This is a genomic window from Streptomyces sp. NPDC098101 (assembly GCF_044760185.1).
Lineage (GTDB): Bacteria > Actinomycetota > Actinomycetes > Streptomycetales > Streptomycetaceae > Streptomyces.
Genome location: NZ_JBIWAS010000004.1, coordinates 883,059 through 909,392 on the forward strand (window position 1 = coordinate 883,059; position 26,334 = coordinate 909,392).

The window sequence follows — 26,334 nt, forward strand, 5'->3', positions numbered from 1 at the left end:
GTTCACCCGGCAGGAGCTGGAGGCCGCTCGCGACCGCGTCGTTCCCGACGTGGTCGCGGACGGCCTCTCGGTGCTCTTCTGCGGGATCAACCCGGGTCTGATGACGGCGGCGTCCGGACACCACTTCGCCCGGCCGGGCAACCGGTTCTGGCCGGTGCTGCACCTGTCGGGGTTCACCCCGAGGCAGCTGCGGCCGGACGAGCAGGAGGAGCTCCTGACGTACGGGCTCGGGATCACGAACGTGGTGGAGCGGCCGTCCGCGCGGGCCGACGAGCTGACCCGCGAGGAGTACCGGGAGGGCGGGCGGCTGCTCGCCGCGCGGGTGGAGCGGCTGGAGCCGCGCTGGCTCGCGATCGCCGGCGTCACCGCGTACCGCGCGGCCTTCGACGAGCCGAAGGCGGTCATCGGGCCGCAGGAGCGCACGATCGGCACCACCCGGATCTGGGCGCTGCCCAGCCCGAGCGGTCTCAACGCCCACTGGTCGACGGCGGCGATGGCCGAGGAGTTCGCCCGGCTCCGCGAGGCGGCGGGGATCGCGGAGGCGTAGGGCACCTGCCCGTGGAGCGGAGCCGTGGCCCGGAGCGGGGCCCGCGCGCCGTACGACGGCGGGCGAGCCGTATCGGTGGCGGGCGGTGGGTCGTACCGGTGGCGGGCGGGGGTCGTACCCACGGCGGGCGGGAGCCCCGTACGGCCCGTTCCGCTTCGGGTTCCGCCCCCGCCTCCCGCCTGACGTGCGCGTTCGTCGCCGGTGGCGGCGGGGCCCCGGAGGCGGACCGTCACCCAAGCGTGACGGGGGCGGCACTCGCCGCAGCGGGACCCATTGAGTACCATCCGGCTGAATGGCTCACGAGCTGGGAGGACACACGGTGGGGCGGCTGACCGGCGGGGATCCGTCTCTGCTGCGGCGGATCAACTCCGCGGTGGTACTCCATGCGCTGCGGGGCGCCGACGCGCCCACGCTGACCGATCTGACCCGGATCACCGGTCTGTCGCGGCCCACGGTCGAAGGGGTCGTCGAGGGCCTCATGGAGGGCGGGCTCGTCGTCGAGTCGGCGCCCGAGGAGGGCGAGGCCCGGCGGCAGGGGCGTCCGGCGCGGAGGTTCCGCTTCCGCGCGGAGGCCGGTCATCTGCTCGGCATCGAGATCGGCCCGCACCGGGTGGCCGCCCTGCTCTCCGGTCTCGACGGACGGATCATCGGCGCCGGGTCCCGCGAGGTGTCGGAGACGGCGCCCGAGGACGAGCGCCTGGACCGGGTGCGCACGGTGGTCGCGGACGTGCTGCGCAGGGCCGGGGTCGCCCGGTCCAATCTGCGGGCCGTGGGCGTGGGCACGCCCGGCATCGTGGAGGCCGACGGGACGGTGCGCCTGGGCACGGCGCTGCCCGGCTGGACGGGCCTCGCGCTCGGCGAGCGGCTGCGGCGCTCCTTCCGCTGCCCGGTGATCGTGGAGAACGACGCCAACGCGGCGGCCGTGGCCGAGCACTGGAAGGGCGCCGCGACCGACTCCGACGACATCGTGTTCGTCCTGGCCGGGCTGAGCCCGGGGGCCGGTTCGCTGATCGGCGGCCGGCTGCACCGCGGCTTCGGCGGGGCGGCCGGGGAGATCGGCGCCCTGCACCTGCTCGGCCGGGACGTCACCCCCGAGCACCTGCTCTCGACGACGGACGAGCCGCTGCACCCGCTGGACGAGCAGGCGGTCGCGGAGGTCTTCGCGCTGGCCAAGAAGGGCGACGCGCGGGCCGGGGCGGCGGTGGAGCGGTTCATCCAGCGGCTCGTGCACGACGTGGCGGCCCTCGTCCTGGCCATCGACCCCGAGCTGGTCGTGGTGGGCGGCTGGGCGGCCGGTCTCGACGGGGTGCTCCAGCCGCTCCGCGAGGAGCTGGCGCGGTTCTGCCTGCGCCCGCCCCGGGTGGTGCTCTCCCTGCTCGGCGAGGCCGCGGTGGGCACGGGGGCGCTGCGGCTCGCCCTCGACCACGTCGAGGAGCAGCTCTTCGCGGTCGACGGAACGGTGACGGCCCGCCGCTGAACCGCCGGAGGGGCGGTCCCGGGGCGGGCCGGTGTCTGTCGGGGGGCGCGGACTACGAGGCCATGACCAGGTCGACCGAGTCGCCGAAGGTGAGGCGGCAGGTGTCGGCGCGGTAGGTGGCCACCGAGACGGCGGCGGTACGGCCCCCGGAGAGGTAGCGGGTCGTCACGACGAGGACGGGCGCGCCGGGCAGCCGGTCGAGCTCCTTGGCGTCGTCGGCGCGGGCGGAGCCGAGCTCGACGGAGCGGTCCTGGCCGTCCAGGGCGAGGTGCTGGAGCTCGCGGAGCACGGCGCGGGCGCGGGCGGGGCCGGCGGGGGCGTCGATGCCGCTGAGGCCCGGGACGGAGTCGGCCGGGACGTAGAGCAGTTCGGCGGCGACCGGCTGGCCCTGGGTGACGCGGAGGCGGCGGACGACGTGCACCCGGTCCTCGGCGCCGGTCTCCAGGACGCGCGCGACGGCGGCCGGGGGGACGTCGGAGGCGGAGTCCAGGGACTGCCAGGCCTCGTCGCCGACGCCCGGCCAGGCGTGCTGGGTGGTGGAGACGTCCACGCCGACGCGCGGCGGGGCGACCGTGGTGCCGACGCCGCGGCGGCGCTGGAGGCGCCCTTCCAGCTCCAGCTGCTCCAGGGCCTGCCGGAGCGTGGCCCGGGCGACGCCGAAGCGGGCGGCGAGCTCGCGCTCGTTGGGGAGGATCTCCCCGACGGCGAAGTCCGAGTCGAGCGCTTCGCCGATCACTGTCTTGAGGTGCTGGTACTTCGGTTCCGGTACCGATGCCAGCTGCGTGGTCCCCACCCTGATCCTCCGCAATTCGCCGTGTCCCGCGGCGTTTTTCCGCGCCCTTGTTTATTAAAGGTTCCTGCACTAACTCTGCGACCATAAGGCGAGCCACTCCCTTGGTCAAGACCAATCCTCCGTCGAAAACCCCGGAATGTGGCCCTCTGACCTAGATCGTTCACAGGACGTTCGCACCCCTGTGAGGCTCCGGTAGCGGAAAACCCCCGTCGCGGGGCGGCGGGGGCGGGGGTTCGTGCGGCGGCGACGGCGCCGGACGGCGAAGACGCGTGCTCCTCGGGAGCCTCCGGGGAGAGAGCGCCGTGTTATGGCCAAGTGCTATTACCCCGCGCGCCCTCCCCTTCGGAATCATGGGTCATGTCCATGCCGAACCACCGCCCCGCCGGCGGGACCCCGGCATGTGCGCGGCCCCTCCGGGCCGCCCGCCCCCCACACGCGCGCCCGCCGGGCGCGCCCACCGAATCGAGGAACCTTGCGCATCTCACGGCTCGTGCCCACCCTCGCGGCCGCGGCGGTCTCCGTCCTCGCCCTCCTCTCCCCCACCGCCTCCGCGGCACCCGCGCCCCCGGCCGTCCAGGCCGTGCAGCCGATCATCGGCGGCGGCTACGCCTCCAACGCCCCGTGGGCGGCCCGGCTGCTCTCGAACGGCCGGGAGACCTGTTCGGCCACGATCATCGCCCCGACCTGGATCCTCACCGCCAAGCACTGCGTCACCGGCGGCGGCCTCTCGTTCCGCATCGGCAGCCTCGACCAGCACAGCGGCGGCACCCTGGCCAACGGCGCCCAGACCTACACGCACAGCTCGGACCTGGCCCTCGTCCGCCTGGACCGCTCCGTCTCCGCGACCTACGCGACGCTCGGCCAGCCGGGCACCGTGCGCGTCGGCCAGAACGTCCAGGTGTACGGCTGGGGCGCCACGTCCCAGTGCGGCTCCGAGGCCAACTGCCAGTCCCGCTACCTGAAGGTCGCCAACGTCACCGTCACCAGCGGCTGCACCGACGCCTACGGCGGCTCCGCGATCTGCGCCCGCCGGGGCGACGGCATCACCGCCGGCGGCGACTCCGGCGGTCCGATGATGGCAGCAGGCGTCCAGGTCGGCGTGGCCTCCACCAGCGACCGCCAGACCACCACGGCGTACACCAACGTCACGGCGTACCGCTCCTGGATCAGGTCGATAGCGGGCGTGTGACGCGCCCGCGTCCCCGACGGGCGACGGGCCTCCCTCCGCACCGCGGAGGGAGGCCCGTCGTCGTGCCCGGAGGGTCAGGCGCCCTTTCAGGCGTCCTTCAGGCCGTGGAACTTGTCGGGGTTCCGGATGATGTGGACGGTCTGGACGCGTCCGTCCCTCGCTTCGAGCTGGATCACCGTGTCGGGGCGCCCGCCGGCGAACGCGACCAGGGCCGGGGCGCCGTTGAGCTCGACGAGGCGGTACTCGTAGAGGCCCGCGTCCGCGGACACGGCGTGGAGGAAGCGGCCGACCTTGGACGCGGTCTCGATGATCCGCAGCGGCGCCTTGGACTTGCCGCCGCTGTCGCCGACGAGGCGCACGTCCGGGGCGAGCAGGGCGAGCAGTTCGCCCAGGTCGCCGCCGGCGGCCGCGGCGAGGAAGCGCTCCGTGAGGTCGCGGCGCTCGGCCGGGTCGACGTCGTAGCGCGGCCTGCCCTCGTCGACGTGGCGCCGGGCCCGCCCGGCGAGCTGGCGCACGGCCGCCTCGGAGCGGTCCAGGACGGCGGCGATCTCCCCGTACGGGAAGCCGAAGGCCTCGCGCAGCACGAAGACGGCCCGCTCCAGGGGCGAGAGGGATTCCAGAACGACGAGGACCGCGAGCGAGACGGAGTCCGCGAGCAGGGCGCGCTCGGCGGTGTCGGGGGCGGCCGGGCCGAAGTCGGTGACGACGGGCTCGGGCAGCCAGGGGCCGACGTAGGTCTCGCGGCGCGTGTGGGCGAGCCGGAGCCGGTCGATGGCGAGGCGGGTGGTGATGCGCACGAGGAAGGCGCGGGGCTCGCGGACGTCGGCCCGGTCCTCGGCGGTCCAGCGCAGCCAGGCCTCCTGGACGACGTCCTCGGCGTCGGCGGCGCGCCCGAGCATCCGGTAGGCGACGCCGAGGAGCATCGGGCGGTGCTCCTCGAAGAGTTCGGTCGGCGTGTCGGACGGAACGCCGCCGGTGGTGCGCGGGGGGATGCCGGCCTCGGCGCCGGTCGGGGTGTCGGTGGGCACCCGTCCATCCCAGCCCACCGCCTCCGGACTGTCCAGTTCGGACCTGGCTCTTGAACTCCCGGCTACCGACCGGTAATTCTTACTGACGGGTCGTCTAAGAGGTGTCACGACAGGGAGTCCTCATGTCCGCACGGATCACGTTCACGATCGAGACCCCCACGGGTCCCCGGACGACGTCCCTGACGTACGAGAGGAGGGGCGCGGGCGAGCCGCTGCTCCTCCTCCACGGCATCGGACACCACTGGCAGGCCTGGGAGCCCGTCCTCGACGTGCTGGCCGCCGAGCGGGACGTGATCGCCGTCGACCTGCCCGGCTTCGGCGCCTCCGACGCGCTGCCGGAGGGCGCCCCGTACGACCTGTCCACGGTCGTCCCCGTCCTCGGCGCCTTCTGCGGGGCCCTCGGCGTGGAGCGCCCGCACGTGGCCGGGAACTCGCTCGGCGGACTGCTCGCGCTGGAGCTCGGCCGGGAGAAGCTGGTGCGCTCGGTCACCGCCCTCTCCCCCGCCGGCTTCTGGACGGAGGCCGAGCGCCGGTACGCCTTCGGAACGCTGCGGGCCATGCGGGGCGCGGCCCTGTCGCTGCCCGTGCCGGTGATCGAGCGGCTCTCCCGCACGCCCGCCGGGCGCACCGCCCTCACCAGCACCATCTACGCCCGGCCCGCGCGGCGTTCACCCGAGGCGGTCGTCGCCGAGACCCTCGCGCTGCGCGGCGCGACCGGCTTCCACCAGACCCTGGCGGCGGGCCGGACCGTGCTCTTCCGCGACGACGTCTCCTCCGCGGTCCCCGTCACCGTCGCCTGGGGCACCCGCGACCGGCTGCTCCTGCGCCGCCAGGGCGTCCGCGCGAAGCACGCCCTGCCCGGCGCGCGGCTCGTCCGGCTGCCCGGCTGCGGCCACGTGCCCATGAACGACGACCCGGCCCTCGTCGCGCGCGTGATCCTCGACGGCAGCCGCTGACGCCTTCCCCGTACGGGTGAACAGGCCGGTGCCCAGGGCGGCGCCGGCCCCCACCAGCAGGCTGCCGGCCGCCTGCGGGAGGCCGAAGGCGGCGCCCGCGACCAGGACGGCGCTCAGCGCGGCGGCGACCGGGATCGCCCCGGTGAAGAGGGTGGCCCGCTCCATGCCGATCCGCTGCACGCCCATGTAGAAGAGGACGAAGCCGACGACCGTGGCCAGGGCCGCCTGCCAGACGAGCGCCCCCGCCTCCACGCCCGTCGGCGTCCGGACGAAACCGGCGCCGTCCACGAGCAGCCCGAGGAGCGCCGCCTCGGCCGCGCCGACCCCGCAGACGGCGGCGGTGAGCAGCTTCGGGCCGAGGATCCGCAGCACCGGGACGGCCAGGACCGTGAACCCGACCTCGCCCGCGAGCGCCGCCACCGACCAGCCGATCCCGGCCGCGTCCGTCCGCCCCCAGCCCTGCACGGTGAACGCGCCGACGGCGACGAGCAGCGCCCCGTAGAGCACGGCGCGGGCCGGCCTGCGGCCCTCGGCCAGCGGGACCAGGACGGCGACGACGACCGGCGCGCAGCCCACCAGGACGCCCGGGACGGCCGGTTCGGCGGTCCGCTCGGCGGCCAGGACGGCGAGGTTGAAGCCGACCATGCCGACGGCCGCGAGGGCGGCGAGCCGCAGCCAGTGACGGGGGGTCAGGAGCCGGAGCGGGGCGAGTCCTCCGCGTCCGAGCAGCGGGAGCAGGAGCAGACAGGCGGCGCCGTAGCGGAGCGCCTGTCCGCCCGCGTACGGGTAGGCGCCGAGCAGGCTGTTCGCGGTGAAGGAGGCGCCGACGAGGGCATAGGCGAGGGTCACGAGGAGGACCCCGCGCAGGGAGTTCGCGTTCATGGTTCCGACGCTAGGAATCCCGGCGGCGCCGGTTAAGGTCCACTTCCATGACACCATCGGGGACCACTTCGGGCGGGGCTCCGGGCCCCGCCGGGCAGCCCGCGTGGGAGCTGCTGCTCCCGGCCGCCGGAGCACCGGCGCGGCGGCGGGGCCGGGCGCTCCAGGAGGCCCTGCGGGAGGCGGTCCGCTCGGGGCGGCTCGCGGCCGGGACCCGGCTGCCGTCCACCCGTGAGCTCGCGGCCGACCTCGGCGTCTCCCGGGGGCTCGTCACCGAGGCGTACGAGCAGCTGACCGCCGAGGGCTACCTGCGCGGCGAACGGGGCGCGGGGACCTGGGTGGGCGGGGCGGTCAGGGCGGGTCGTGCCGGTGCCGCGACCGGGACCGCGACCGGGACGGGGAGTGCGGCGGCGGCCGGGCCCGGGGGCCGCGATCCGGTCGCCGGAGCGCCGGACGTGCGGGTGGACTTCCGGCCGGGGACCCCGGACCTGTCGCTGTTCCCGAGGAGCGCGTGGGCGGCGGCGCAGCGGTCCGTCCTGGCGCGGCTCCCCCACCGGGCCCTCGGCTACCCCGACCCGCGCGGCCTCCCCGAGCTGCGCGGGGCGCTGGCCGGGATGCTGGCGCGGCGCCGGGGCGTGGTGGCCGATCCGGAACGGCTGGTGGTCTGCTCGGGCGTGGCCCAGGCGTCGACCCTCCTGGGGTTCGTGCTGCGGGCGCGGGGGCTGCGCGCGGTCGGCGTCGAGGACCCCGGCAGCCCGGAGCACGGGCGGCTCTTCGCCTCGACCGGCATGGAGACGGTGTGGCTGCCGCTGGACGGGGAGGGGCTGCGGCCCGGACCGCTCGCCGCCTCGGGGGTGCGGGCCGTGGTCGTGACGCCCTCCCACCAGTTCCCGTCCGGGATCGGCTGGTCGGCGGAGCGCCGCGCCGCGCTCCTCGACTGGGCGCGGACGGTCGACGGCTACGTCCTGGAGGACGACTACGACGGGGACTTCCGGTACGACCGGGCGCCGGTCGGCGCGCTCCAGGGGCTCGATCCGGAGCGGGTCGTCTACGCGGGATCGGTCAGCAAGTCGCTGGCGCCGGGGCTGCGGCTCGGCTGGGCCCTGGTCCCCGAGGCGCTGCTCGACGAGGTCGTCGAGCGGAAGCGGACGATGGACCTGGGCAATCCGGTGCTCGACCAGGCCGTCCTCGCGGAGTTCGTGACGCGGGGCGGGTACGACCGGCAGCTGCGCCGCTGCCAGCGCGCCTACCGGGAGCGGCGGGACGCGCTGCTCGCCGCCCTCGCCGCGCGCCTCCCCGGCACCGAGGTGAGCGGCATCGCGGCCGGACTGCACGTCATCGCGCGCGTACCGGCGCGCTTCGGGCCGCCGGAGCGGTTCCTGGCGCGGGCGGCGGAGGCGGGGGTGGCGCTGCGGGCCCTGGAGGAGTACGGCACGGCCCGGCCCTCGGACGGGGACGTACGGCTCGTCATCGGCTACGCGCACCTGTCGCCGTCGGCGATCGCGGAGGGGATCGCGCTGCTGGCCGGGGTGGTCGGGGGGCGGGTGGGGTCTGCGGGGCCTGTGAGGCCAGTGGGGTCTGTGAGGCCGGTGGGGTCTGCGGGGTCTGCGGGGTCTGCGGGGCCGGGGTGAAGGCGCCCGGTCCGGGGCGAGCGCTTCCCACGGGAGGCCTCACGGGTCCGGCGGGGGTGTTCTGTTCACGCGGGGTTCGCGCGGGCGCCTCCCCCGGCCGTTAGGCATGGGGCGGCGTACCGCCCTTGACCGGAATCGACCACCTCCCGGAGGCCCTTCCATGTCCCACCCCGTGCCCGGCTCCTCCTCCGATCCCGCCTCTGTCCCTGCTCCTGGCCTTGCTCCGGCTCCCGCTCCCGCGAGGCGCAGTGTGCTGCGCGGGTCGTTGGCCGCCTCGGCCGCGCTCACCCTCGGCGGCGTCGGCCTCGCGGCCCCCGCGTTCGCGCTCCGGGGCCGGCCCCGGGCCGCGTGGGGCGTGCAGACGGGCGACGTCACGGCCTCCTCCGGGCTGGTGTGGGTGCGCTCCGACCGACCGGCGCGCATGGTCGTCGAGACCTCCGCGACCGAGTCCTTCCGGCGGGCGCGCCGCCATCACGGGCCGCTGCTCGGGGCGGGCACGGACTTCACCGGCACCACCGCCCTGCGCGGCCTGCCGGCCGGCGAGCAGATCCACTACCGGGTCACCCTGGCGGACCCGGACGACCCGCGCCGTACGGGCGAGCCGGTCACCGGCACGTTCCGCACGGCCCCCGGCCGGCGCCGCGACGGCGTCCGGTTCCTGTGGTCCGGGGACATCGCCGGGCAGGGGTGGGGCATCAACCCGGACGTCGGCGGCTTCCGCGCGTACGACGAGATGCGCCGGCTGGACCCGGACTTCTTCCTGTGCAGCGGCGACGCGATCTACGCGGACGGGGTGATCGAGCCGAGCGTGACCCTGCCGGACGGGCGGATCTGGCGGAACGTCACGACGCCGGAGAAGTCGAAGGTCGCCGAGACCCTCGACGAGTACCGGGGCAACTTCCGGTACAACCTGCTCGACCACAACGTCCGGGCGTTCAACGCGCGCGTGCCGTCGATCGTGCAGTGGGACGACCACGAGGTGCGGAACAACTGGTATCCGGGGCAGATCCTGGACGACCCCCGGTACACGGAGAAGGACGTGGACGTCCTCGCCGCCCGCGCGGCGCGCGCCTTCGGCGAGTACACGCCGGTCTCCTCCCTCCACGTACCGGGCGGACGGGGCGGGCGCGGGCGGTGGGTGCACCGAGTGGTGCGGTACGGGCCGCTGCTCGACGTGTTCGTGCTCGACATGCGCTCGTACCGGAACCCCAACTCGCCCAACCGGCAGGCCGACGACACCACCGGCATCCTCGGCGCGGAGCAACTGGCCTGGCTGAAGCGGGAGCTGGCCGCGTCCACGGCCGTGTGGAAGGTGCTCGCGGCCGACATGCCGATCGGCCTGGTCGTCCCGGACGGGGCGGCGAACTTCGAGGCGATCGCGCAGGGCGATCCGGGCGCGCCGCTGGGCCGGGAGCTCCAGATCGCGGAGCTGCTGCGGTTCGTCAAGCACCGGCGGATCACCGGCACGCTGTGGCTGACGGCGGACGTGCACTACACCTCGGCGCAGCACTACGCGCCGGAGCGGGCGGCCTTCAAGGACTTCGCGCCCTTCTGGGAGTTCGTGTCCGGGCCGCTGGCGGCGGGCGGTTTCCCGGCGAACGCGCTCGACGGGACCTTCGGCCACGAGCGGGTCTTCGTGCGGGCGCCGGAGCGGGCCAACCTGTCGCCGATGGAGAGCCCGCAGTACTTCGGCGAGGTCGACATCGACGGCCACAGCGGCGACCTGACCGTCCGGCTGCGGGCCGAGGGCGGACAGGTCCTGTTCAGCAAGGTGCTGCGGCCGGGGCGCGTCGGGCAGTGACGCGAAGGCGTTCGACGCCACCGGCGTGTCCAGTGACGCGAAGGCGTTCTGCGGCACCGGCGCGTCCGGTGGCACGGGCTCGTCGCACGACACCGGCCAGGCAGGCGCCCCCGGTATGAAAAGCCCTGTTCAGGGGCGTTGTCAGTGGTGGGTCCTACGGTTTTTCCATGACGCGATCCGTACAGGCACTCGCCTACGCACGCCCGTCCGCGCTGGAGTCCACGGGCTCCGGCCGGCTGCTCGGTCTGGAGACGGCGGGCGGCCTCACGCCCCGCGGGGCCGAGGCCCATCCCCGCTTCTTCTCCGGGTTCCTGGCCTCGCCGCAGGTCGCCGCCCGGGGTCTGCTCGCGGTTGCCGACGTGGCCGCGGCCCGCTACTACCAGCGGATACGGCCGGGTTCGCTGGATCCGGTGGTGACGGGGAACGGGGACCGGCTGCGGTTCGAGTCCTTCTCCGGCTGCGGCGGGGTGTACGCGCGTCTGGACGTGCTCGACGAGGGCCTCGACGGCGCGGAGACGGGACACGGCACCACCAACGTCGACGTCAACGACCCGCTGCGCGAGGCGCTGTCGCGGATGACGGGGGACGATCCGCTGCACCTGCGGGTCGGCCCCGACGAGATGGCGGTGAGCACCCTCGCGGGCGCGGTCGTGGAGAAGAAGGTGCCGCTGCCCGACCGCTGGCTGCGGGGGTTCGCCGAGGCCCAGGTCGCCTCGGCGCGGTTCGACCTGCGGGCGGAGCTGACGGGGGCGGAGGCCGTGCGGTTCCTCCGATCCCTGCCGCGCGCGCAGTCCCGGGGGCGCGGTCCGCTGTGGATCGTCCCGTCGGGCCGGACCCTGCGCCCGACGACCCGGCCGGGCGCGGGCGCGGTGTGCCTGCCGGGGCCTGACCGGCTGATCGCCCTGGAGCGGGTGCTGCGGTACGCGACGGGGCTGCGGGTGTACGGGCCGGTGCCGGACGGCACGGCCGCGGCGAGCGCCTGGGAGGTGACCCTGCCGGGAATGCGGCTGACGCTGACGCTGTCGCCCGACCCGGCGCGGGGCTTCTCCGGCGAGGGTGGTGTCCTGGAGGCGCTGGCGACGGAGGAGGCGGAGCAGGACGCCGAGCTGGTCGCGGTGCTGCTCGCCTGGGAGCCGCGGATCGATCCGGCCGACCTCGCGGCGCAGGCGGGCCTGACGGCCGACCGGGTGCGGGCGGCGCTGACCCGGCTCGGCACGGCCGGCCGGGTGGGGTACGACGTGGCGGACGCGGCCTACTTCCACCGGGAGCTGCCCTACGACGCGGACCGCGCCGAGCGCCACAACCCGCGTCTGGTGAGCGCGCGCCGGCTGGTCGCGGAGGGTGCCGTGGAGCTGGACGGGGAGTCGGCGGCGGTGGCCTCGGGCGACCGGCGCTACCGGGTGCGGGAGTCGGACGGGGTCCTGAGCTGCACCTGCCAGTGGTGGGCGGACTACCGGGGGCGCCGGGGGCCGTGCAAGCACGCGCTCGCGGTGCGGATGGCCCGGCGGGGCGCGGTGGTCGCGGCCGGAGCGGCGCCGTGACCGGCATCGGGGAGTGGGCGGCCGGAGCGGTGGCCGGGATCAGGGCACGGGTCGAAGGGGCGGGACGGAAGACAATGGGGGCAGACGTGGGAACCGGTACGGAGAGCGGTGCGGCAGTGTCGGTGGAGGACGGAGCGCGGGGTGCGGCCCCGGGCGGCGCGGCGGTCGGGCGACTGCTCGACGCGGTGCGCGCCGGGCAGGCCCGGCAGGTGCCGAAGCTCCTGGAGCCGCTGGACGCCGCCGCGCGCAAGGAGGCCCTCGGGCGGCTGAAGGCGCTGCGCGCCGAGGTCCGCTCCTGGGACTGGAAGCGGGGGCAGGAGGCGGCCCGCATCCGGCGCGGCCTGTACGTGGCGGGGGCCGGGTGCCACACGGGCGCGGCGGCGGCCGCGACCTGGCTGGCCGGCAGCGACATGCTGGGCTGGGACCTCAAGGACGCGAGCCCGGTCCTGGCGGTGCTCGCCGACCGGGACCCGGCCTGGCTGGCGGACGTGGCGGGACGGCTCGCCAAGCGGCGGAACGTCGCGGAGAGCGCCTACGAACTGATCCGCGGGCTCGTGGTGCGCTCCGGCTGCCCGGTCCCGGCGACCGACGGCTACGTCCTGGGCTGGACGCGGAAGGTGACCGACAAGCGGCTCCTGGAGCGGCTGCGCGCGGACCCGCAGACGCCGGTCCTGGTGGCGCACGCGCTGTCGATGGGTGAGACCCCCGACCGGCTGGTCTGGTCGGTCGGCCCGGAGGCGCCGACGCACTGGCCCACGGCGCTCACGACGCTCGTCGCGGAGGGGGTGCTCGACCGGGCCGCCGTGGTGGACCTGTGCGTGTCCCGGCTACTGCGCGGCGGGCGGGTGCGGGACCTGCGGTTCCCCCTTGAGGTGCTGCGGCTCCTCGCCCCGACCGAACAGGAGCTGCGGGAGCGGATACCGGACTGGATCGGGATGGCGGCCGACGCGCCGTCGCCGGTCGCCGGGTACGCGCAGGAGGTCCTCGCGGGGCTCGCCGGGGCGGGGACGCTGTCGGCCGGGGCGCTGGCCGAGATGACGGGCGCGGTGCTCTTCCGGACCGAGAAGAAGCTGGTGCGGGCGCAGCTGACGCTGGTCGGCAAGGTGCTCGCGCGGGAGCGGGGCGCGGCCGGCGAGCTGCTGCCCGCCGTCGCGGAGGCCTTCGGGCACGAGGACACCGGCGTCCAGGAGCGGGCGCTGAAGCTGGTGGGCCGCTATCTGTCCGCCGTCGGCCCGGAGGTGCGGGACGAGCTGGCCGAGGCGGCCGGGCTGCTCGGCCCGGCGCACCGGCGGGCGGCCGCGGAGGTGTTCGGGGACGCGCTGGTGGCGGTGGACTCCGGGCCGTACGAGGAGATCCTGCCGCCGGTGCCGGGTCCGGAGCCGGTGGCGCCCGCGGCGGCCACGGTCGGGGCGCTGGTGGAGGAGCTGGTGGCGAAGGGGCTCATGGAGGACCCCGTGGCGTTCGAGCGGGCGTTCGACGGTCTGGTGCGGCACGCGCACCGGGACCGGGCGGCGGTGGCGGAGGCGGTGCGGGAGGCGTTCCCGAAGGAGTCCTGGGGCACGCCCCACCACTTCACGCACTACACCCACGGCATCCACGTGGTGCTCGCGTCGCTGCTCGGCCTCGTGCGGCGGTCGGTGATCGACGTCCACCGGGCGGAGGTGCCCGACCGGGACTCCTGTTCCCACGAGGGCCTGTCGGGCGTCCTCCAGGCGCGGCTGTGGGAGGCCGCCGCCCTGGTGGGCACGGACGAGCTGCCGTTCCTGCTCGCCACGCCGACCCAGCACACCGGCGGGATCGACCCGCCGGTCCTCGTGGAGCGGCTGCGGGCCTACCGGGACGCGGGCGTGGAGCCCGCCCCGGTGGACCTCGCCCAGGCCCTGGTCCGGGTCCTGCGGGCCGACCCGTCGGCGGGGCGGGCGGCCGGGGAGGCGGCGGAGCTCGGCACCCCGGCCGGTCTGCGGCTCGCCGCCTGGCTGCGGGACGAGGACGCGCTGGGGGCGACCGTGCGGTTCTTCCCCCGGGGGGCCAAGCAGTTCTCGGGGAAGTGGTGGCTGATCGACCGGACCGTGGTCGAGTTCGGCGAGCGCGCCGTGGTGCGGGAGGGGTTCCCGCCCGCCTTCCACTGGCTGGGCGGAGCCGTGCGGGCGACTCCCCGGCACTGCTACCACTGGTTCGGGGACCGGGCGCAGTGGGCGTCGGTGCTCCCGGCCGACCGCGAGGTCCTGGCGGCCTGTCTGCTTCCGGCCATGGCGCACTCCGTCGACGGGGACCAGCGCGGGGCGACCGAGCCGCTGACCGCACTGGCCGAGGCCGGGGGTCCGGTCGGCCGTGCGGTGCACCTGGCCCTGGCGTTCGGTCTGGGCTGCGTCGACTCCGACGACCGGCTGCGCGCGGTGGACGCGCTGCTCGTCCTGGCGTCGCGGGGCGAGCTGAACGCCCGGGCGCTCGGGGCGGAGCTGACGTGGCTGGTGGCGGAGGGGTCGCTCAAGCCGAACCGGCTGGCGGACGCGGTCCGGACGGCGGCGACCACCGGGGCGTACGGGACGGTCTGGGCGGTCCTGGAGGCGGTGCTGCCGGAGCTGCTCGGCGCGGAGAAGCCGGTGCGGGGGCTGGGTGAGCTGCTCGCGGTCGCGGCCGACTGCGTGGAGCGGTGCGGGGCCCGGGGGGAGGTCGACGGGCTGGACGCGGTGGCCTCGGCGCGGGGTTCCTCGCAGCTGGTGGTGCAGGCCGGACGGCTGCTGAACGCACTCCGCCAGGAGGCCGATCAGACTCCGACAGAAACGGCCTGAATCAGCCGTTAAGCCGCCAGACGGGCGCTTAACCCGTCAGTCACAAAGCGTTCGTGATCACGCAACACCACTGGGTCACAGTGAAGTCATGACCGATGTGACGTCTTCGAAGAGTGCCCGCCATCCGCACCACTGGCGGCACGACCTGATCGAGCTGGCCGCGCTGTTCACCGCCGTGGTGGTGGCCGACACGATCGCCAAGACCATCGCCAAGGGCCCGGAGGGCCCCTACCTGCTGGTGTTCTCGGCGATCGCGCTGGTCGCCACCGCCACCTTCCACACCTGGTGGGCGCGGAGGCGCAGTCATGCCAGCCACGCCCCGCCCGCCGGTGATCCCGGCGGGCGCCGCACCGCCGTCCCCGCGGCGCGGCCGGAGCCCGGCGCGGGGACGGACGAGGAGTCCGGCCGGGCCGCCGGGACCTCGCTGTGGCGGATGCGGACCACCGTCGCGGACACCCCGGGCAGCCTCGCCGCCCTGTGCACGGTCCTCGCCCGCCTGGACGTGGACATCCTCACCCTCCAGACCCACCCGCTGGCGGACGGCACGGTCGACGAGTTCCTGCTGCGCGCCCCCGCCGGCCTCTCCGCCCAGGAGCTGGCCCGCGAGGTCGCGGCGGCCGGCGGCCGGGACACCTGGACCGAGCGGGCCGACGCCCACGACCTGGTGGACACGCCGACCCGGGTCCTCGGGCTCGCCACCCGTACGGCGCTCGACGCGGCCGAACTGCCGCTCGCGCTGCGCCAGCTCCTCGGCCGCTGCACCCTCCACTCCGTGCCGGCCGTCTCGCTCACCGGGCGCCCCACCGGCGAACAGGCCCCGGTCGAAGGGGTCCTGGAGGAGACCGTGATGCGGCTGCGCGACCCGCACGGCGGCACGCTCGTCGTCGAGCGCCCCTACCTCCCCTTCACCCCGACCGAGTTCGCCCGGGCGCGCGCCCTGGTGGAGCTCGACGCCCGGCTCGGCCCGCGCCTCCCGCGCGGCCGGGACGTGCTGACCCTGCCCGAGGGCAACGAGATCACCGTCCGCCGCGCCGACCAGCGCGACCTGGCGGCCGCGCGGGCCATGCACGACCGCTGCTCGGCCCGCACTCTGGGCCTGCGCTACCACGGTCCGGTCGGCGACGCCGACCGCTACCTCGATCACCTGCTCAGCCCCCGCTTCGGGCGCACCCTCGCCGTGCGGACCGCCTCCGGCCGGCTCGTCGCCCTGGGCCACCTGCTGTGGGACGGGGACGAGACGGAGGTCGCGCTGATGGTCGAGGACGACTGGCAGCGGCGCGGCATCGGCGGCGAGCTCCTCGGCCGGCTCGTGGCGATGGCCGAGGAGGCCGGCTGCGACAGCGTGTACGCCGTGACCCAGTCGTCCAACACGGGGATGGTGGCCGCGATGCGGGCGCTCAACCTGCCCCTCGACTACCAGATCGAGGAGGGCACCCTGGTGATCACCGCCCGGCTGGCCCCGGCACGGCATCCCGGTGCCCGGACGCAGCGGCACGAGGGGACCCGGCCGGCGGAGCGCTGAGTGCCTGGGTCAGGTCCCGCCAGATGTCCTCGACGTCCTCCAGGCCGACCGACATCCGCAGCAGGCGGTCGCTGACGCCCGCCGAGCGCCGGTCCCCCTCGGCCACGATCCGGTGGCTGATGGAGGCCGGGTGCTGGATGAGGGTGTCGACGCTGCCGAGACTGACCGCCGGGGTGATGAGCCGTACCCCGGCGATCACGTCGTGCGGCTCCCCGTACACCTCGAAGGCGATCATCGCGCCGCCGATCCGCGGGTAGTGGACGCGGGCGATCCGGGGGTCGGTGGCGAGCCGCCGGACCAGTTCGGCGGCCGTCGTGGACGCCGCCCGCACCCGGACCGGCAGGGTGGCGAGGCCGCGGAGCAGCAGGTAGCCGGCGAGCGGGTGGAGCACCCCGCCGGTGGCGAAGCGGACCTGGCGGAGCGTACGGGCGAACTCCTCGTCGCAGGCGACGACCCCGCCCATGACGTCGCCGTGGCCGCCCAGGTACTTGGTCGCGCTGTGCAGCACGATCCGGGCGCCCTGCTCGACCGGCCGCTGGAGGACGGGGGTGGCGAAGGTGTTGTCGACCAGGAGCGGCACGGAGCCGCAGGAGTGGGCGAGGGCCCGGACGTCGGCCTCGGCGAGGGTGGGGTTGGCGGGCGACTCGACCATGACCAGGCCGGTGTCGGGCCGGATCGCCTCCGCGATGCCGGCCGGGTCGGTCCAGGTCACCTCGGTGCCGAGCAGTCCGGCGTCGAGCAGGTGGTCGCTGCACCCGTACAGCGGGCGGACCGCGACGACGTGCCGCAGGCCCTGGCTCGCCCGGGCCAGCAGGACGGCGGTCAGGGCCGCCATGCCGCTGGCGAAGGCGACGGCCGCCTCGGTGCCCTCCAGACGGGCGAGGGCCTCCTCGAAGCGGGCGACGGTCGGGTTGTCGAGCCGGGCGTAGACGGGCGGGCCGTCGAGCCGGGCGCCGGTGGTGGCGAACTCGTCGATCCGGGCGGCCTCGGCCCGGGCGTCGTACGAGGGGTAGGTGGTGGACAGGTCGATCGGCGGGGCGTGCAGTCCGAGCCCGGCGAGATCCTCGCGGCCCGCGTGCACGGCTTCGGTGGCAAGGGCCCTCGGGGTGGCCGAGGGGCCGAGATCCATGGCGTCCATGGCGGCACTGTGAACGGATACCGGCAAGTAGCGCGGAATCGCCGTGCTACGTTCGGCGGATGGCCGATTCCGTCGTACTGGACCCGGTCGATCTGCACATTCTTCGCCTCCTGCAGAACGACGCCCGGACCACTTACCGCGAGCTCGCCGCCGAGGTCGGCGTCGCTCCCTCGACCTGCCTGGACCGGGTGGCCCGGCTACGGCGCACGGGCGTGATCCTCGGACACCAACTACGTCTGGATCCGGCCAAACTCGGCCGTGGGCTCGAAGCGCTCCTCCTCGTCCAGGTCCGCCCGCACCGGCGGGAACTGATCGGTCCGTTCGTCGACCGGATCCGGGCCCTGCCGGAGTCCCGGGCACTGTTCCACCTCACCGGGCCCGACGACTATCTGGTGCACGTCGCCGTGGCGGACCCCACCGACCTGCAACGACTCGTCCTGGACGAGTTCACCTCCCGCCGCGAGGTGGCCCGGGTGGAGACCCGGCTGATCTTCCAGCAGTGGGAGTGCGGGCCGCTTCTGCCCCCTTCGGCGGGCCCCTCCTTGTCAGCCGTCTGAGGCCTGACGAGGGTGACGGCGGCCCGCCGGAGAGGCCAGGATGGCCCCCATGCCAGAGATTTCCAGCAGCCCGCTGCCCCGCCAGGTCGCCGACGACCACGTCGACGCACTCATCGCCCTCGACCCGATCGTCGGTACGTATCTGGGCGTCAGGGAGAGCGCCGGACTGCTGCCCGACTTCTCGCCCGCCGGTCAGCGGGCCGTGGCCGACCTCGCCCGCCGCACGCTCGCCCGGCTCGACGCGGCCGAGCGGACGCCGGGGGCCGACGGCGACGCCGAGCGGCGGTGCGCCCGGCTGCTGCGGGAGCGCCTGACGGCGGAACTGGCCGTGCACGAGGCCGAGGAGGGCCTCTGTACCGTCAGCAACATGCGCTCGCCCGCGCACAGCGTCCGCATCGCCTTCACCGTGATGCCGACGGAGACCGAGGAGGACTGGACGGCGGTGGCGGCCCGGCTGCGCGCGGTGCCGGCCGCCCTGGAGGGCTACCGCTCCTCGCTCGCCCTGGGCCTGGAGCGCAAGCTGTTCGCGGGCCCCCGCCCCACCGCCACCTTCGTCGGACAGCTCACCGAGTGGGCGGGCGGGGAGGACGGACGGCCCGGCTGGTTCGAGGAGTTCGCCGCCGCCGGGCCCGGCACGCTCCCCGAGAAGCTCCGCGGCGAACTGGCGGCGGCGGGCGGGGAGGCCACCGCGGCCGTGGGCGCGCTGCGGGACTGGATGCGGGACGTGTACGCCCCGGCCGTCGCCGACGCCCCGGACACGGTGGGCCGCGAGCGCTACCGCCGCTGGTCCCGCTTCTTCAACGGCACCGACCTGGACCTCGACCAGGCCTACGCGTACGGCTGGTCCGAGTACCACCGGCTCCTGGGCGAGATGCGGACCGAGGCCGAGCGGATCCTGCCCGGCGCGGACCCCTGGGAGGCGCTCGCCCACCTGGACGAGCACGGCACCCACATCGAGGGCGTCGACGAGGTGCGGACCTGGCTCCAGCGGCTCATGGACGAGGCCATCGAGGCGCTCGACGGCACCCACTTCGAACTCGCCGACCGGGTGCGGCGGGTGGAGTCCCGGATCGCCCCGCCGGGCGGCGCCGCCGCGCCGTACTACACCGGCCCGTCCGAGGACTTCTCGCGCCCCGGCCGCACCTGGCTGCCCGTGGACGGCACGACCCGCTTCCCGGTGTACGACCTGGTGTCGACCTGGTACCACGAGGGCGTGCCGGGCCACCACCTCCAGACCGCGCAGTGGGTGCACGTCGCCGACCGGCTCTCCCGCTACCAGGCGACCATCGGCAAGGTCAGCGCCAACATGGAGGGCTGGGCGCTGTACGCGGAGCGGCTGATGGACGAGCTCGGCTTCCTGCCCGACGCGGAGCGGCGCCTCGGCTACCTCGACGCCCAGATGATGCGCGCGTGCCGGGTCATCGTGGACATCGGGATGCACCTGGGCCTGGAGATCCCGGCGGACTCCCCCTTCCGGCCGGGCGAGCGGTGGACCCCGGAGCTGGCCCAGGAGTTCTTTCAGCTGCACAGCAGCCGCCCGCCGGCCTTCGTGGAGAGCGAGATGACCCGCTACCTGTCGGTGCCGGGCCAGGCGATCGGCTACAAGCTGGGCGAGCGCGCCTGGCTGATCGGCCGCGCCAACGCCCGGGCGGCGCACGGCGAGGCGTTCGACGCGAAGGCCTGGCACATGGCGGCCCTCTCGCAGGGGCCGCTCGGCCTGGACGACCTGGTGGACGAGATCTCGCGGCTCTGAGCACGGGGCGGGGAACCCCCCGGCCGTTCGCCCGACCGGCCGGGGAGCCCCCTTGACCGGCCGGGGATCTCCCCTGCTCGGCCGGAGACCTCCCCTGACCGGCGGGGGACCTCGCTTGATCGGCGGGGATTCCCCTGCTATCCCTCCCCCATGACCACCGCTTACACCCCGGACGCCACCGACTGGCGCATCCTCGCGGCCCTCCAGTCCGAGGGCCGCGCCAGCTTCGCCGAACTCGCGCGCGCCGTGTCGATGTCGCCGTCCGCGGTGACCGACCGGGTGCGGCGCCTGGAGGAGGCCGGAGTGATCACCGGGTACACGGCGCTCGTCGACCAGGACCGGCTCGGGCTCCCCATCCTGGCCTTCGTGCGGCTGCGCTATCCGCACGGCAACTACAAGCCGTTCCACGACCTGCTCGACACCACGCCGGAGGTCCTGGAGGCGCACCACGTCACCGGGGACGACTGTTTCGTCCTCAAGGTCGCGGCGCGCTCCATGAGGGACCTGGAGACGATCACCGGGAAGATCGCCGGGCTCGGCTCGGTGACGACCAGCGTCGTCTACTCCTCGCCGCTGCCCCGGCGTTCCCTCAGCCGCTGAGCGCGTCCCCGCCGGTGCTCAGCCGCACCGCCGAGCCGTGCCGGGCCTTGACGACCTCCAGCTGGGCCGGGATCCGGCGGCGCAGGTCGCCGACGTGGCTGACGATGCCGACGCTGCGGTCCCGCTCGCGCAGCGAGTCGAGGACGTCGAGGACCTCGTCGAGGGTCTGCTCGTCGAGGCTGCCGAAGCCCTCGTCGATGAAGAGGGTGTCGAGCCGGACGCCGCCCGCCTCGTCCGTGACCACGTCGGCGAGGCCGAGGGCGAGGGCGAGGGAGGCGAAGAAGGTCTCGCCGCCGGAGAGCGTGGCCGTGTCGCGCTCGTTGCCGGTCCAGGCGTCGACGACGTGCAGGCCGAGCCCGGCCCGCTTGGCGCCGGAGCGGGCGTCGGAGTGGACGAGGGTGTAGCGGCCCGAGGACATCCGCAGGAGGCGGGCGGTCGCGGCGGCCGCGACCTGTTCGAGCCGGGCGGCCAGGACGTACGACTCCAGGCGCATCCGGCGCTCGTTCTCGGCGGAGGTGCCGGCGGTGAGGGCGGCGAGGCGGGCCACCCGCTCGTACTCCTCGCGGAGCGGCCCCAGGCGGTGGACCTCGGCGGTGGCCTGCCGGGAGAGTCCGGCGAGGTCCGCGACCCGTTCGCGGGCGGCGGCGAGGGCGGAGTCGGCCTCGCGCAGGGCGCGTTCGGCCGCCGTGTGGGCGGCCTCGGCGGCGGCGGGGTCGGCGGGCGGAAGCGCGGCGGCGGCCGCGGTGTCCGGTTCGGCGAGCCGGTCCGCGACGACGGCCTCCTCGGCCTGCCAGGCGTCCAGGCGGTCCTGGAGGTCGCGGCGCGCCCCCTCGGCCAGGAACGCGTCGGCGGCCTCGTCGGGGGTGGCGAAGCCCTCCTTGTAGGCGGCGTCGGCGAGGAGGGCGTCGGCCTCCTTGAGGCGCCGGTCGGCGAGTTCGGCGGAGCGCACGGTGCCGGCGGCGTCGGCGAGGAGGGCGATCCGCCGCTCCAGCCGGTCGGCGTGTTCGGCCACGGTGGCGAACGCGCCGCGTCCCCGGGCGATCTCCTCGTCGAGCGCGGCCCGTTCCCGTTCCAGCGTCTCGCGCCGCGAGGTCCGGGCGGCGGCCCGCCGCTCGGCCTCCCGCTGCGCCGCCACCCGCTCCTCGTGCTCCCGCTCGGCCCCCGCGAGCGCCTGGCGGGCGGCGTGCGCCTGTCCGGCGAGCGCGTGGGCGTCGGCGTGGAGCCGGGTCAACTCCTCGACCTCACCGGCCAGTTCCTCGACGGTGGGGTCTGCGGCGGCCGGGTCGTCGGCCGGTCCGGTCCGGACCTCCGCGCGGGCCGCCGTCCAGGACTCGCGGGTGACGGCCAGCTCGCGCTCGACGGCCGTACGGGCCTCCTCCGCGTCGGCGTAGGCCGCGTAGGCGGCGTCCTCGGCGGCGCGGTCGACGTGGCCGGCGGTGGTGCGGGCGGGGGCCGGGTGGGCGGTGGAGCCGCAGACCTGGCAGGGGGCGCCCGCCTCCAGGGCCTCCGCGAGTTCGGCGGCGATGCCCTCCAGGCGGCGGGACTTGACGTCGAGCCAGGTCTCGTGGGCGTCGTTCCGCCGCTCGCGGGCCTGCGCGAGGCGGCTCTCGGCGGCTTCGGCGCCCCGGGCGAGGGCATCGCGGCGGCGGGCGGCGGCGAGCCTGCGGCGGGCGGGCTCCAGGCGTCCGGAGAGGTGTTCGACGCGGGCGACGGCGTCCCGGGCGGCCTCGGCATGCCCGGTGAGCCGGGCGCGGCGCGGCTCCCAGCCGGCGAGCCAGTCGGCCGCGTCCCGCAGGACGTCCTCGTCGGCGCGCGCCTCCCGTGCCAGTACGGCCCGTTCCTCGGTGAGAACGGCGGCGCGGTGCTCGGCGCGGCGGGCCGCTTCGAGGCCGCCGAGCTCCTCGCGCAGCCGGTCCCCCAGGGCGGAGAGCTGGGCGGTCCCGGCGTCGGCGAGGTCGGGCGGCAGCCGGTCGCGGGAGCGGGCGAGGGCGGCCAGGGCGGTGGCCTGCTCGCGTTCGGCGTCCCGGCGCAGGGCCAGGGCGGGGGCGACCCGGTCGGCCCGGAGGCTCCGGTCGAGGGCGGCCCGGAGGCGGTCGCGCTCGGGGGCCCGCCCGGCGATCCGCTCGCGGCGCAGGAGGGCGTCGGCGTGGCGGGCCTGGCGACCGGCGAGGTCGCGCTCGGCGTCGAGGGCGGCGCGCGCTCCGGTCCGCCGGAGCTCGGCGGCGGCGAGCCGGGCGTCCGCGACGTCGAGGGCCTCACGCGCCTCGGTGCGGGCGACGGCGGCCCAGGTGAGGACGGACGCGGCGAGTCCGGGTTCGCCGGGCCGGCCCTCGACCGGGGTGCGGGCCGCGTCGAGTCCGCCGGCGGCCTGGGCCATCCGGTGGGCGAGGGCGAGCAGCCGCTCGTCCCCCTCCCGCACCCGCTGTTCGGCCACCCGCCGCAGGTCGGCCAGGCGTTCCTCGACGGCGGCGAAGCGGCGGGTGTCGAAGAGGCGGCCGAGGAGCCTGCCCCGGGCCTCGGCGTCGGCGCGCAGGAAGCGGGCGAAGTCGCCCTGCGGCAGGAGGACGACCTGGCAGAACTGCTCGCGGCTCATGCCGAGGAGCTGGGTGATCTCCTCGCCGATCTCCTGGTGGGAGCGGCTGAGGCCGTTCCAGGCGCCGGTGGCGGGGTCGTACTCGCGCAGCCAGGTCTGGGCCTTCTCGGTGGTGAAGCCGCCGCCGCGCTTCTTGGGCCGCTGCTGGGCCGGGCGGCGGGTGATCTCCAGCCGCCGGTCCCCCACGGTCAGTTCGAGGAGGACCTCGGTGTACGTGCCGACGGGGGCGTGGTCGCTGCGCAGGGAGGCGCCGGGGGTCTGGCGGACGCCGGGCACGCTTCCGTACAGGGCGAAGCAGACGGCGTCGAGGACGGAGGTCTTGCCCGCGCCGGTCGGCCCGTGGAGCAGGAACAGCCCGGCGGAGGACAGGGCGTCGAAGTCGACGGTCTGGGTGGCGCCGAAGGGGCCGAAGGCGGTGATCTCCAGGCGGTGCAGCCTCACCGGTCCACCTCGCGCGCGGCCGTGTCGACGCGTACGTCGTCGAAGGCGCCGTACAGGACGGCCCGTTCCGCTCCGTCGAGCGCCGCGCCGCCGCGCACGTGGGCCACGAAGTCCTCCGCGATCTGCTGGTCGCTGCGGTCCCGGAGCCGCCGGGCGTAGGAGGCGCCGGAGTCGTCCTCGGTCCGCTCGGGGTCGAAGACCAGGTTCAGGGTGTGCGGGAAGCGTTCCGCAAGCCGGTTCATGGGGTCGGCGGGCCGGACGGGGTCGGTGAGGGTGGCCTCGACCCAGGATCCTTCGTGGCGGGCGTGCGCGGGGTCGGCGAGGAGGTCGTCGAGCCGGCCCCGGAGCCGGGCGAGGGGGCGCGGGACGGGGCAGTCGAGGCGCTCGGCGTCCAGGACGGCGCCGTCGGGGCCCGCCGGGCCGAGGTCGACGAGCCACATGGTCTTGCGGTGGCCGGCCTCGGAGAAGGAGTACGCGAGGGGGGAGCCGGAGTAGCGGACCCGGGGGGTGAGGGTCTGGCTGCCGTGGAGGTGGCCGAGGGCGACGTAGTCGACGCCGTCGAAGATCCCGGCGGGGACGGCGGAGACGCCGCCGACGGTGATGTCCCGCTCGCTGTCGCTGGGCGCGCCGCCGGCGACGAAGGCGTGGGCGACGACGACGGAGCGGGTCCCGGCGGGCCGGCCGGCGAGGTCGGCGCGGACCCGGTCCATGGCGGCGGCGAGCACGGCCTCGTGACCGGCCTTCCCGGCGCCGAGCCGCTCGCGGACGAGGGCGGGTTCGAGGTAGGGCAGGCCGTAGAGGGCGACGTCGCCGTGGGCGTCGGTGAGGACGACGGGGGTGCCGATGCCGTCGGGGTCGGTGCGGAGGTGGATGCCGGCCCGTTCGATGAGTCCGGCGCCGACGCCGAGGCGGCGGGCCGAGTCGTGGTTGCCGGAGATCATGAGGGTGGGGACCCCGGCCTCGGCGAGCCGGTGCAGGGCGGTGTCGAAGAGCTCGACGGCGGGCAGCGGGGGCACGGCCCGGTCGTAGACGTCCCCGGCGACGAGGACGGCGTCGATCCGCCGCTCGCGGACGGTGGCGACGAGGTGGTCGAGGAAGGCGGCCTGGGCGCCGAGGAGCCCGACGCGGTGGAAGGACCGGCCGAGGTGCCAGTCCGAGGTGTGCAGGAGCCTCACGTCGCCGTCCCTCCCCCACCGGTCCCGCCCGGTTCCCGTTCGTGTGCGTCCACCACGCTATCCCGAGCGGGGGCGTGGGCGCGGCCGTCCCGGTGACGGGCACCGGGGCCGCGCGTCACACCTCTCCGTACGCCTCGCCGCCGAGTTCGCACGTGGCCGTGCCCGCCGTGGCGTCGGCGAGCCAGGCGCGGAAGGCGGTGACGTCGGCGTCCGGGAGGCCGATCTCGATCGTGACGGCGTCGGCGTACCGCACGTCCCGGACGGCGCGGCCGGTCGCCCGCAGGTCGTTCTCCAGCTTGCCCGCCCGCTGGTGGTCGACGGTGACGGTGACCAGCCGGAAGCGCTGCCGGGTCACGGTGCCGAGCGCGTCGAGCGCCTCGCCGACCACTCCTCCGTACGCGCGGATCAGACCGCCCGCGCCGAGCTTCACGCCGCCGTAGTAGCGGGTGACGACGGCGACGACGTACCGCGTCTCGCGGCGCAGCAGCATCTGGAGCATGGGGACGCCGGCCGTGCCGCCCGGTTCGCCGTCGTCGCTGGCCTTCTGCACGGAGGCGTCGGCGCCGATGACGTACGCGAAGCAGTTGTGGGTCGCCGTGGGGTGCTCGCGGCGGATCCTCGCCACGAACTCCTGCGCCTCCTGCTCGTCGGCGACGGGCGCGAGCGCGCAGAGGAAGCGCGAGCGGTTGATCTCGGTCTCGTGCACGCCCTCGCGGGCCGGGGTGCGGTACTGCTCCTGCATCCGGCCAGCCTACGTTCCGTGCGGCCCGGCGCTTCCCGGCGGCCGGCCGGGGCGGCGGGAATCAGGGGTGGGCGCGGCTCGTTCTCCCGGGAGACGGACCGCGCCGAGGAGAGGCAGCAGAGACGATGAGCGCCGACAGCACGACCACCACCGGCCCCGCCGAGTACTCCGCCGCGGAGGCGGTGCGGCGGATCCTGACGTCCACGGGCGACACCTGGGCGGTGGTCGGCCTCTCGAACAACCGGGCGCGGGCGGCCTACGGGGTCGCGGCCGTCCTCCAGCGCTTCGGCAAGCGGATCGTCCCCGTCCACCCGAAGGCGGAGACGGTCCACGGCGAGCCGGGCTACGCGTCCCTCGCGGACGTCCCCTTCCCGGTCGACGTCGTCGACGTCTTCGTCAACAGCGAGCTGGCGGGCGGGATCGCCGACGAGGCGGTGGCGATCGGCGCGAAGGCGGTCTGGTTCCAGCTGGACGTGATCGACGAGGCCGCCTTCGCGCGGACGCGTGAAGCGGGCCTGGAGATGGTGATGGACCGCTGCCCCGCGATCGAGATTCCGCGCCTGGGCTGAGCGGGGTCAGGCGGCGGGGACGCCGAGGCCCTCCAGGACGACCGCGCCGGGGAGCTGTCCGAGGGCCTTGCCGGGGAGGATGAGCTTGCCCCGGCGGCGGCCGCTGCCGACGAGGACCCAGGGCATGTCGACCACGGCGGCGTCCACGAGGAGCGGCCAGGCGGCGGGGAGGCCGACGGGAGTGATCCCGCCGTACTCCATGCCGGTCCCGCCGGTGGCCGCGTCCATCGGGGCGAACGAGGCCTTGCGGGCGCCGAGGTGACGGCGCACCACCCCGTTGACGTCGACGCGGGTGGCGGAGCCGACGACGCAGGCGGCGAGGGTCGTGTCGCCGCCCCGCCGGGCCGCCACGACCACGCAGTTCGCGGAGGCGTCGAGGAGGTCGGCGCCGTGGTGCTCGACGAAGACGGCGGTGTCCGCGATGGCCGGGTCGGTGTCGACGTACAGCACCTGGTCGGCCGGGACGGGACCGGTCCAGGCCCGGACGGCGTCGGCGACGGGTCCGGTCAGGAGGTCGAGGCTGTCCGGGGCGGGCCGGGCGTCGGCGAAGTCTCCGATGGGTGCGCGCATGTCCGCCACGCTAACAACCGGCCCCGGACGGGCGGGGCGC

20 protein-coding genes and 1 pseudogene are annotated in these 26,334 nt (G+C 75.8%); 13 read left to right on the top strand and 8 right to left on the bottom strand.

Annotation, left to right across the window (positions count from 1 at the left end):
- Positions 1 to 49: 49 nt before the first annotated feature.
- Positions 50 to 547 (top strand): G/U mismatch-specific DNA glycosylase, encoded by a 498-nt coding sequence (gene mug, locus ACIQVI_RS22295; RefSeq protein WP_351971176.1) that lies wholly within the window; start codon positions 50 to 52, stop codon positions 545 to 547.
- A gap of 319 nt (positions 548 to 866) precedes the next feature.
- On the top strand, positions 867 to 2,024 hold the full coding sequence (locus ACIQVI_RS22300; protein ID WP_121831754.1) for an ROK family transcriptional regulator: 1,158 nt from the start codon (positions 867 to 869) through the stop codon (positions 2,022 to 2,024).
- A gap of 52 nt (positions 2,025 to 2,076) precedes the next feature.
- Here ACIQVI_RS22300 and ACIQVI_RS22305 read toward each other — a convergent pair whose 3' ends face one another.
- Positions 2,077 to 2,817, bottom strand: coding sequence for a GntR family transcriptional regulator (locus ACIQVI_RS22305; protein WP_121831755.1), 741 nt, complete (start codon positions 2,815 to 2,817; stop codon positions 2,077 to 2,079).
- A gap of 472 nt (positions 2,818 to 3,289) precedes the next feature.
- Between ACIQVI_RS22305 and ACIQVI_RS22310 the strand changes: the two genes are divergently transcribed.
- A complete protein-coding gene (locus ACIQVI_RS22310; RefSeq protein WP_403598447.1) occupies positions 3,290 to 4,006 on the top strand; it encodes a S1 family peptidase in 717 nt (238 codons plus the stop codon).
- Positions 4,007 to 4,092: 86 nt separating this feature from the next.
- Here the strand turns inward: ACIQVI_RS22310 and sigJ are convergent, their stop codons facing one another.
- Complete coding sequence (gene sigJ / locus ACIQVI_RS22315) at positions 4,093 to 4,998, bottom strand: RNA polymerase sigma factor SigJ (protein ID WP_403598774.1); 906 nt, start codon at positions 4,996 to 4,998, stop codon at positions 4,093 to 4,095.
- A 158-nt stretch (positions 4,999 to 5,156) separates the two neighbouring features.
- Here sigJ and ACIQVI_RS22320 point away from each other — a divergent pair, with 158 nt between their 5' ends.
- Entirely contained in the window at positions 5,157 to 5,990 is an 834-nt protein-coding gene (locus ACIQVI_RS22320; protein WP_403598450.1) for an alpha/beta fold hydrolase, read from the top strand.
- A gap of 45 nt (positions 5,991 to 6,035) precedes the next feature.
- Here ACIQVI_RS22320 and ACIQVI_RS22325 read toward each other — a convergent pair.
- Positions 6,036 to 6,929, bottom strand: a pseudogene (locus ACIQVI_RS22325) (EamA family transporter); the annotation flags it as partial.
- Here ACIQVI_RS22325 and ACIQVI_RS22330 point away from each other — a divergent pair.
- From ACIQVI_RS22330 to ACIQVI_RS22350, 5 genes are all read left to right on the top strand, one after another.
- Positions 6,920 to 8,500 carry a PLP-dependent aminotransferase family protein gene (locus ACIQVI_RS22330; protein WP_403598453.1) on the top strand — a complete coding sequence of 527 codons (1,581 nt, stop codon included), beginning with the start codon at positions 6,920 to 6,922 and terminating at the stop codon, positions 8,498 to 8,500. The pseudogene ACIQVI_RS22325 and the gene ACIQVI_RS22330 sit on opposite strands and share 10 nt — an antisense overlap.
- A gap of 160 nt (positions 8,501 to 8,660) precedes the next feature.
- The gene (locus tag ACIQVI_RS22335; RefSeq protein WP_403598457.1) at positions 8,661 to 10,301 is read left to right on the top strand and encodes an alkaline phosphatase D family protein; all 1,641 of its coding nucleotides are present in this window, start codon (positions 8,661 to 8,663) and stop codon (positions 10,299 to 10,301) included.
- Between the two features lie 167 nt (positions 10,302 to 10,468).
- Positions 10,469 to 11,842, top strand: coding sequence for an SWIM zinc finger family protein (locus tag ACIQVI_RS22340; protein WP_403598460.1), 1,374 nt, complete (start codon positions 10,469 to 10,471; stop codon positions 11,840 to 11,842).
- Between the two features lie 86 nt (positions 11,843 to 11,928).
- A complete protein-coding gene (locus ACIQVI_RS22345) occupies positions 11,929 to 14,634 on the top strand; it encodes a DUF6493 family protein (RefSeq protein WP_403598463.1) in 2,706 nt (901 codons plus the stop codon).
- A 97-nt stretch (positions 14,635 to 14,731) separates the two neighbouring features.
- The gene (locus ACIQVI_RS22350; RefSeq protein WP_403598777.1) at positions 14,732 to 16,156 is read left to right on the top strand and encodes a GNAT family N-acetyltransferase; all 1,425 of its coding nucleotides are present in this window, start codon (positions 14,732 to 14,734) and stop codon (positions 16,154 to 16,156) included.
- Here ACIQVI_RS22350 and ACIQVI_RS22355 read toward each other — a convergent pair.
- Positions 16,077 to 17,294, bottom strand: coding sequence for a trans-sulfuration enzyme family protein (locus ACIQVI_RS22355; protein ID WP_403598466.1), 1,218 nt, complete (start codon positions 17,292 to 17,294; stop codon positions 16,077 to 16,079). The genes ACIQVI_RS22350 and ACIQVI_RS22355 overlap by 80 nt on opposite strands.
- 59 nt (positions 17,295 to 17,353) lie before the next feature.
- Between ACIQVI_RS22355 and ACIQVI_RS22360 the strand changes: the two genes are divergently transcribed.
- The 3 genes from ACIQVI_RS22360 to ACIQVI_RS22370 all read left to right on the top strand — a co-directional run bounded on the left by ACIQVI_RS22360 (position 17,354) and on the right by ACIQVI_RS22370 (position 20,204).
- Positions 17,354 to 17,851, top strand: coding sequence for an Lrp/AsnC family transcriptional regulator (locus ACIQVI_RS22360; protein ID WP_053649087.1), 498 nt, complete (start codon positions 17,354 to 17,356; stop codon positions 17,849 to 17,851).
- 49 nt (positions 17,852 to 17,900) lie between these two features.
- Positions 17,901 to 19,604: a DUF885 domain-containing protein gene (locus ACIQVI_RS22365; RefSeq protein ID WP_351971149.1), complete on the top strand. Its 1,704-nt coding sequence runs from the start codon at positions 17,901 to 17,903 to the stop codon at positions 19,602 to 19,604.
- 150 nt (positions 19,605 to 19,754) lie between these two features.
- Positions 19,755 to 20,204, top strand: a complete 450-nt coding sequence (locus tag ACIQVI_RS22370) for an Lrp/AsnC family transcriptional regulator (RefSeq protein WP_351971148.1) — start codon at positions 19,755 to 19,757, stop codon at positions 20,202 to 20,204.
- On the opposite strand, the gene ACIQVI_RS22375 is transcribed toward ACIQVI_RS22370, so the two are convergent.
- The 3 genes from ACIQVI_RS22375 to ACIQVI_RS22385 all read right to left on the bottom strand — a co-directional run bounded on the left by ACIQVI_RS22375 (position 20,194) and on the right by ACIQVI_RS22385 (position 25,155).
- Positions 20,194 to 23,238, bottom strand: a complete 3,045-nt coding sequence (locus ACIQVI_RS22375; protein WP_403598471.1) for an AAA family ATPase — start codon at positions 23,236 to 23,238, stop codon at positions 20,194 to 20,196. The two genes, ACIQVI_RS22370 and ACIQVI_RS22375, sit on opposite strands and share 11 nt — an antisense overlap.
- Complete coding sequence (locus tag ACIQVI_RS22380; RefSeq protein ID WP_403598474.1) at positions 23,235 to 24,413, bottom strand: exonuclease SbcCD subunit D; 1,179 nt, start codon at positions 24,411 to 24,413, stop codon at positions 23,235 to 23,237. Before ACIQVI_RS22380 ends, ACIQVI_RS22375 begins: the two co-directional genes overlap by 4 nt.
- Before the next feature lie 115 nt (positions 24,414 to 24,528).
- A complete protein-coding gene (locus ACIQVI_RS22385) occupies positions 24,529 to 25,155 on the bottom strand; it encodes a YigZ family protein (protein WP_351971145.1) in 627 nt (208 codons plus the stop codon).
- Positions 25,156 to 25,280: 125 nt separating this feature from the next.
- Here ACIQVI_RS22385 and ACIQVI_RS22390 point away from each other — a divergent pair, with 125 nt between their 5' ends.
- On the top strand, positions 25,281 to 25,724 hold the full coding sequence (locus ACIQVI_RS22390; protein WP_403598477.1) for a CoA-binding protein: 444 nt from the start codon (positions 25,281 to 25,283) through the stop codon (positions 25,722 to 25,724).
- Positions 25,725 to 25,730: 6 nt separating this feature from the next.
- Here ACIQVI_RS22390 and ACIQVI_RS22395 read toward each other — a convergent pair whose 3' ends face one another.
- Positions 25,731 to 26,294, bottom strand: a complete 564-nt coding sequence (locus ACIQVI_RS22395) for a YbaK/EbsC family protein (protein WP_403598480.1) — start codon at positions 26,292 to 26,294, stop codon at positions 25,731 to 25,733.
- Between the last annotated feature and the right edge of the window lie 40 nt (positions 26,295 to 26,334).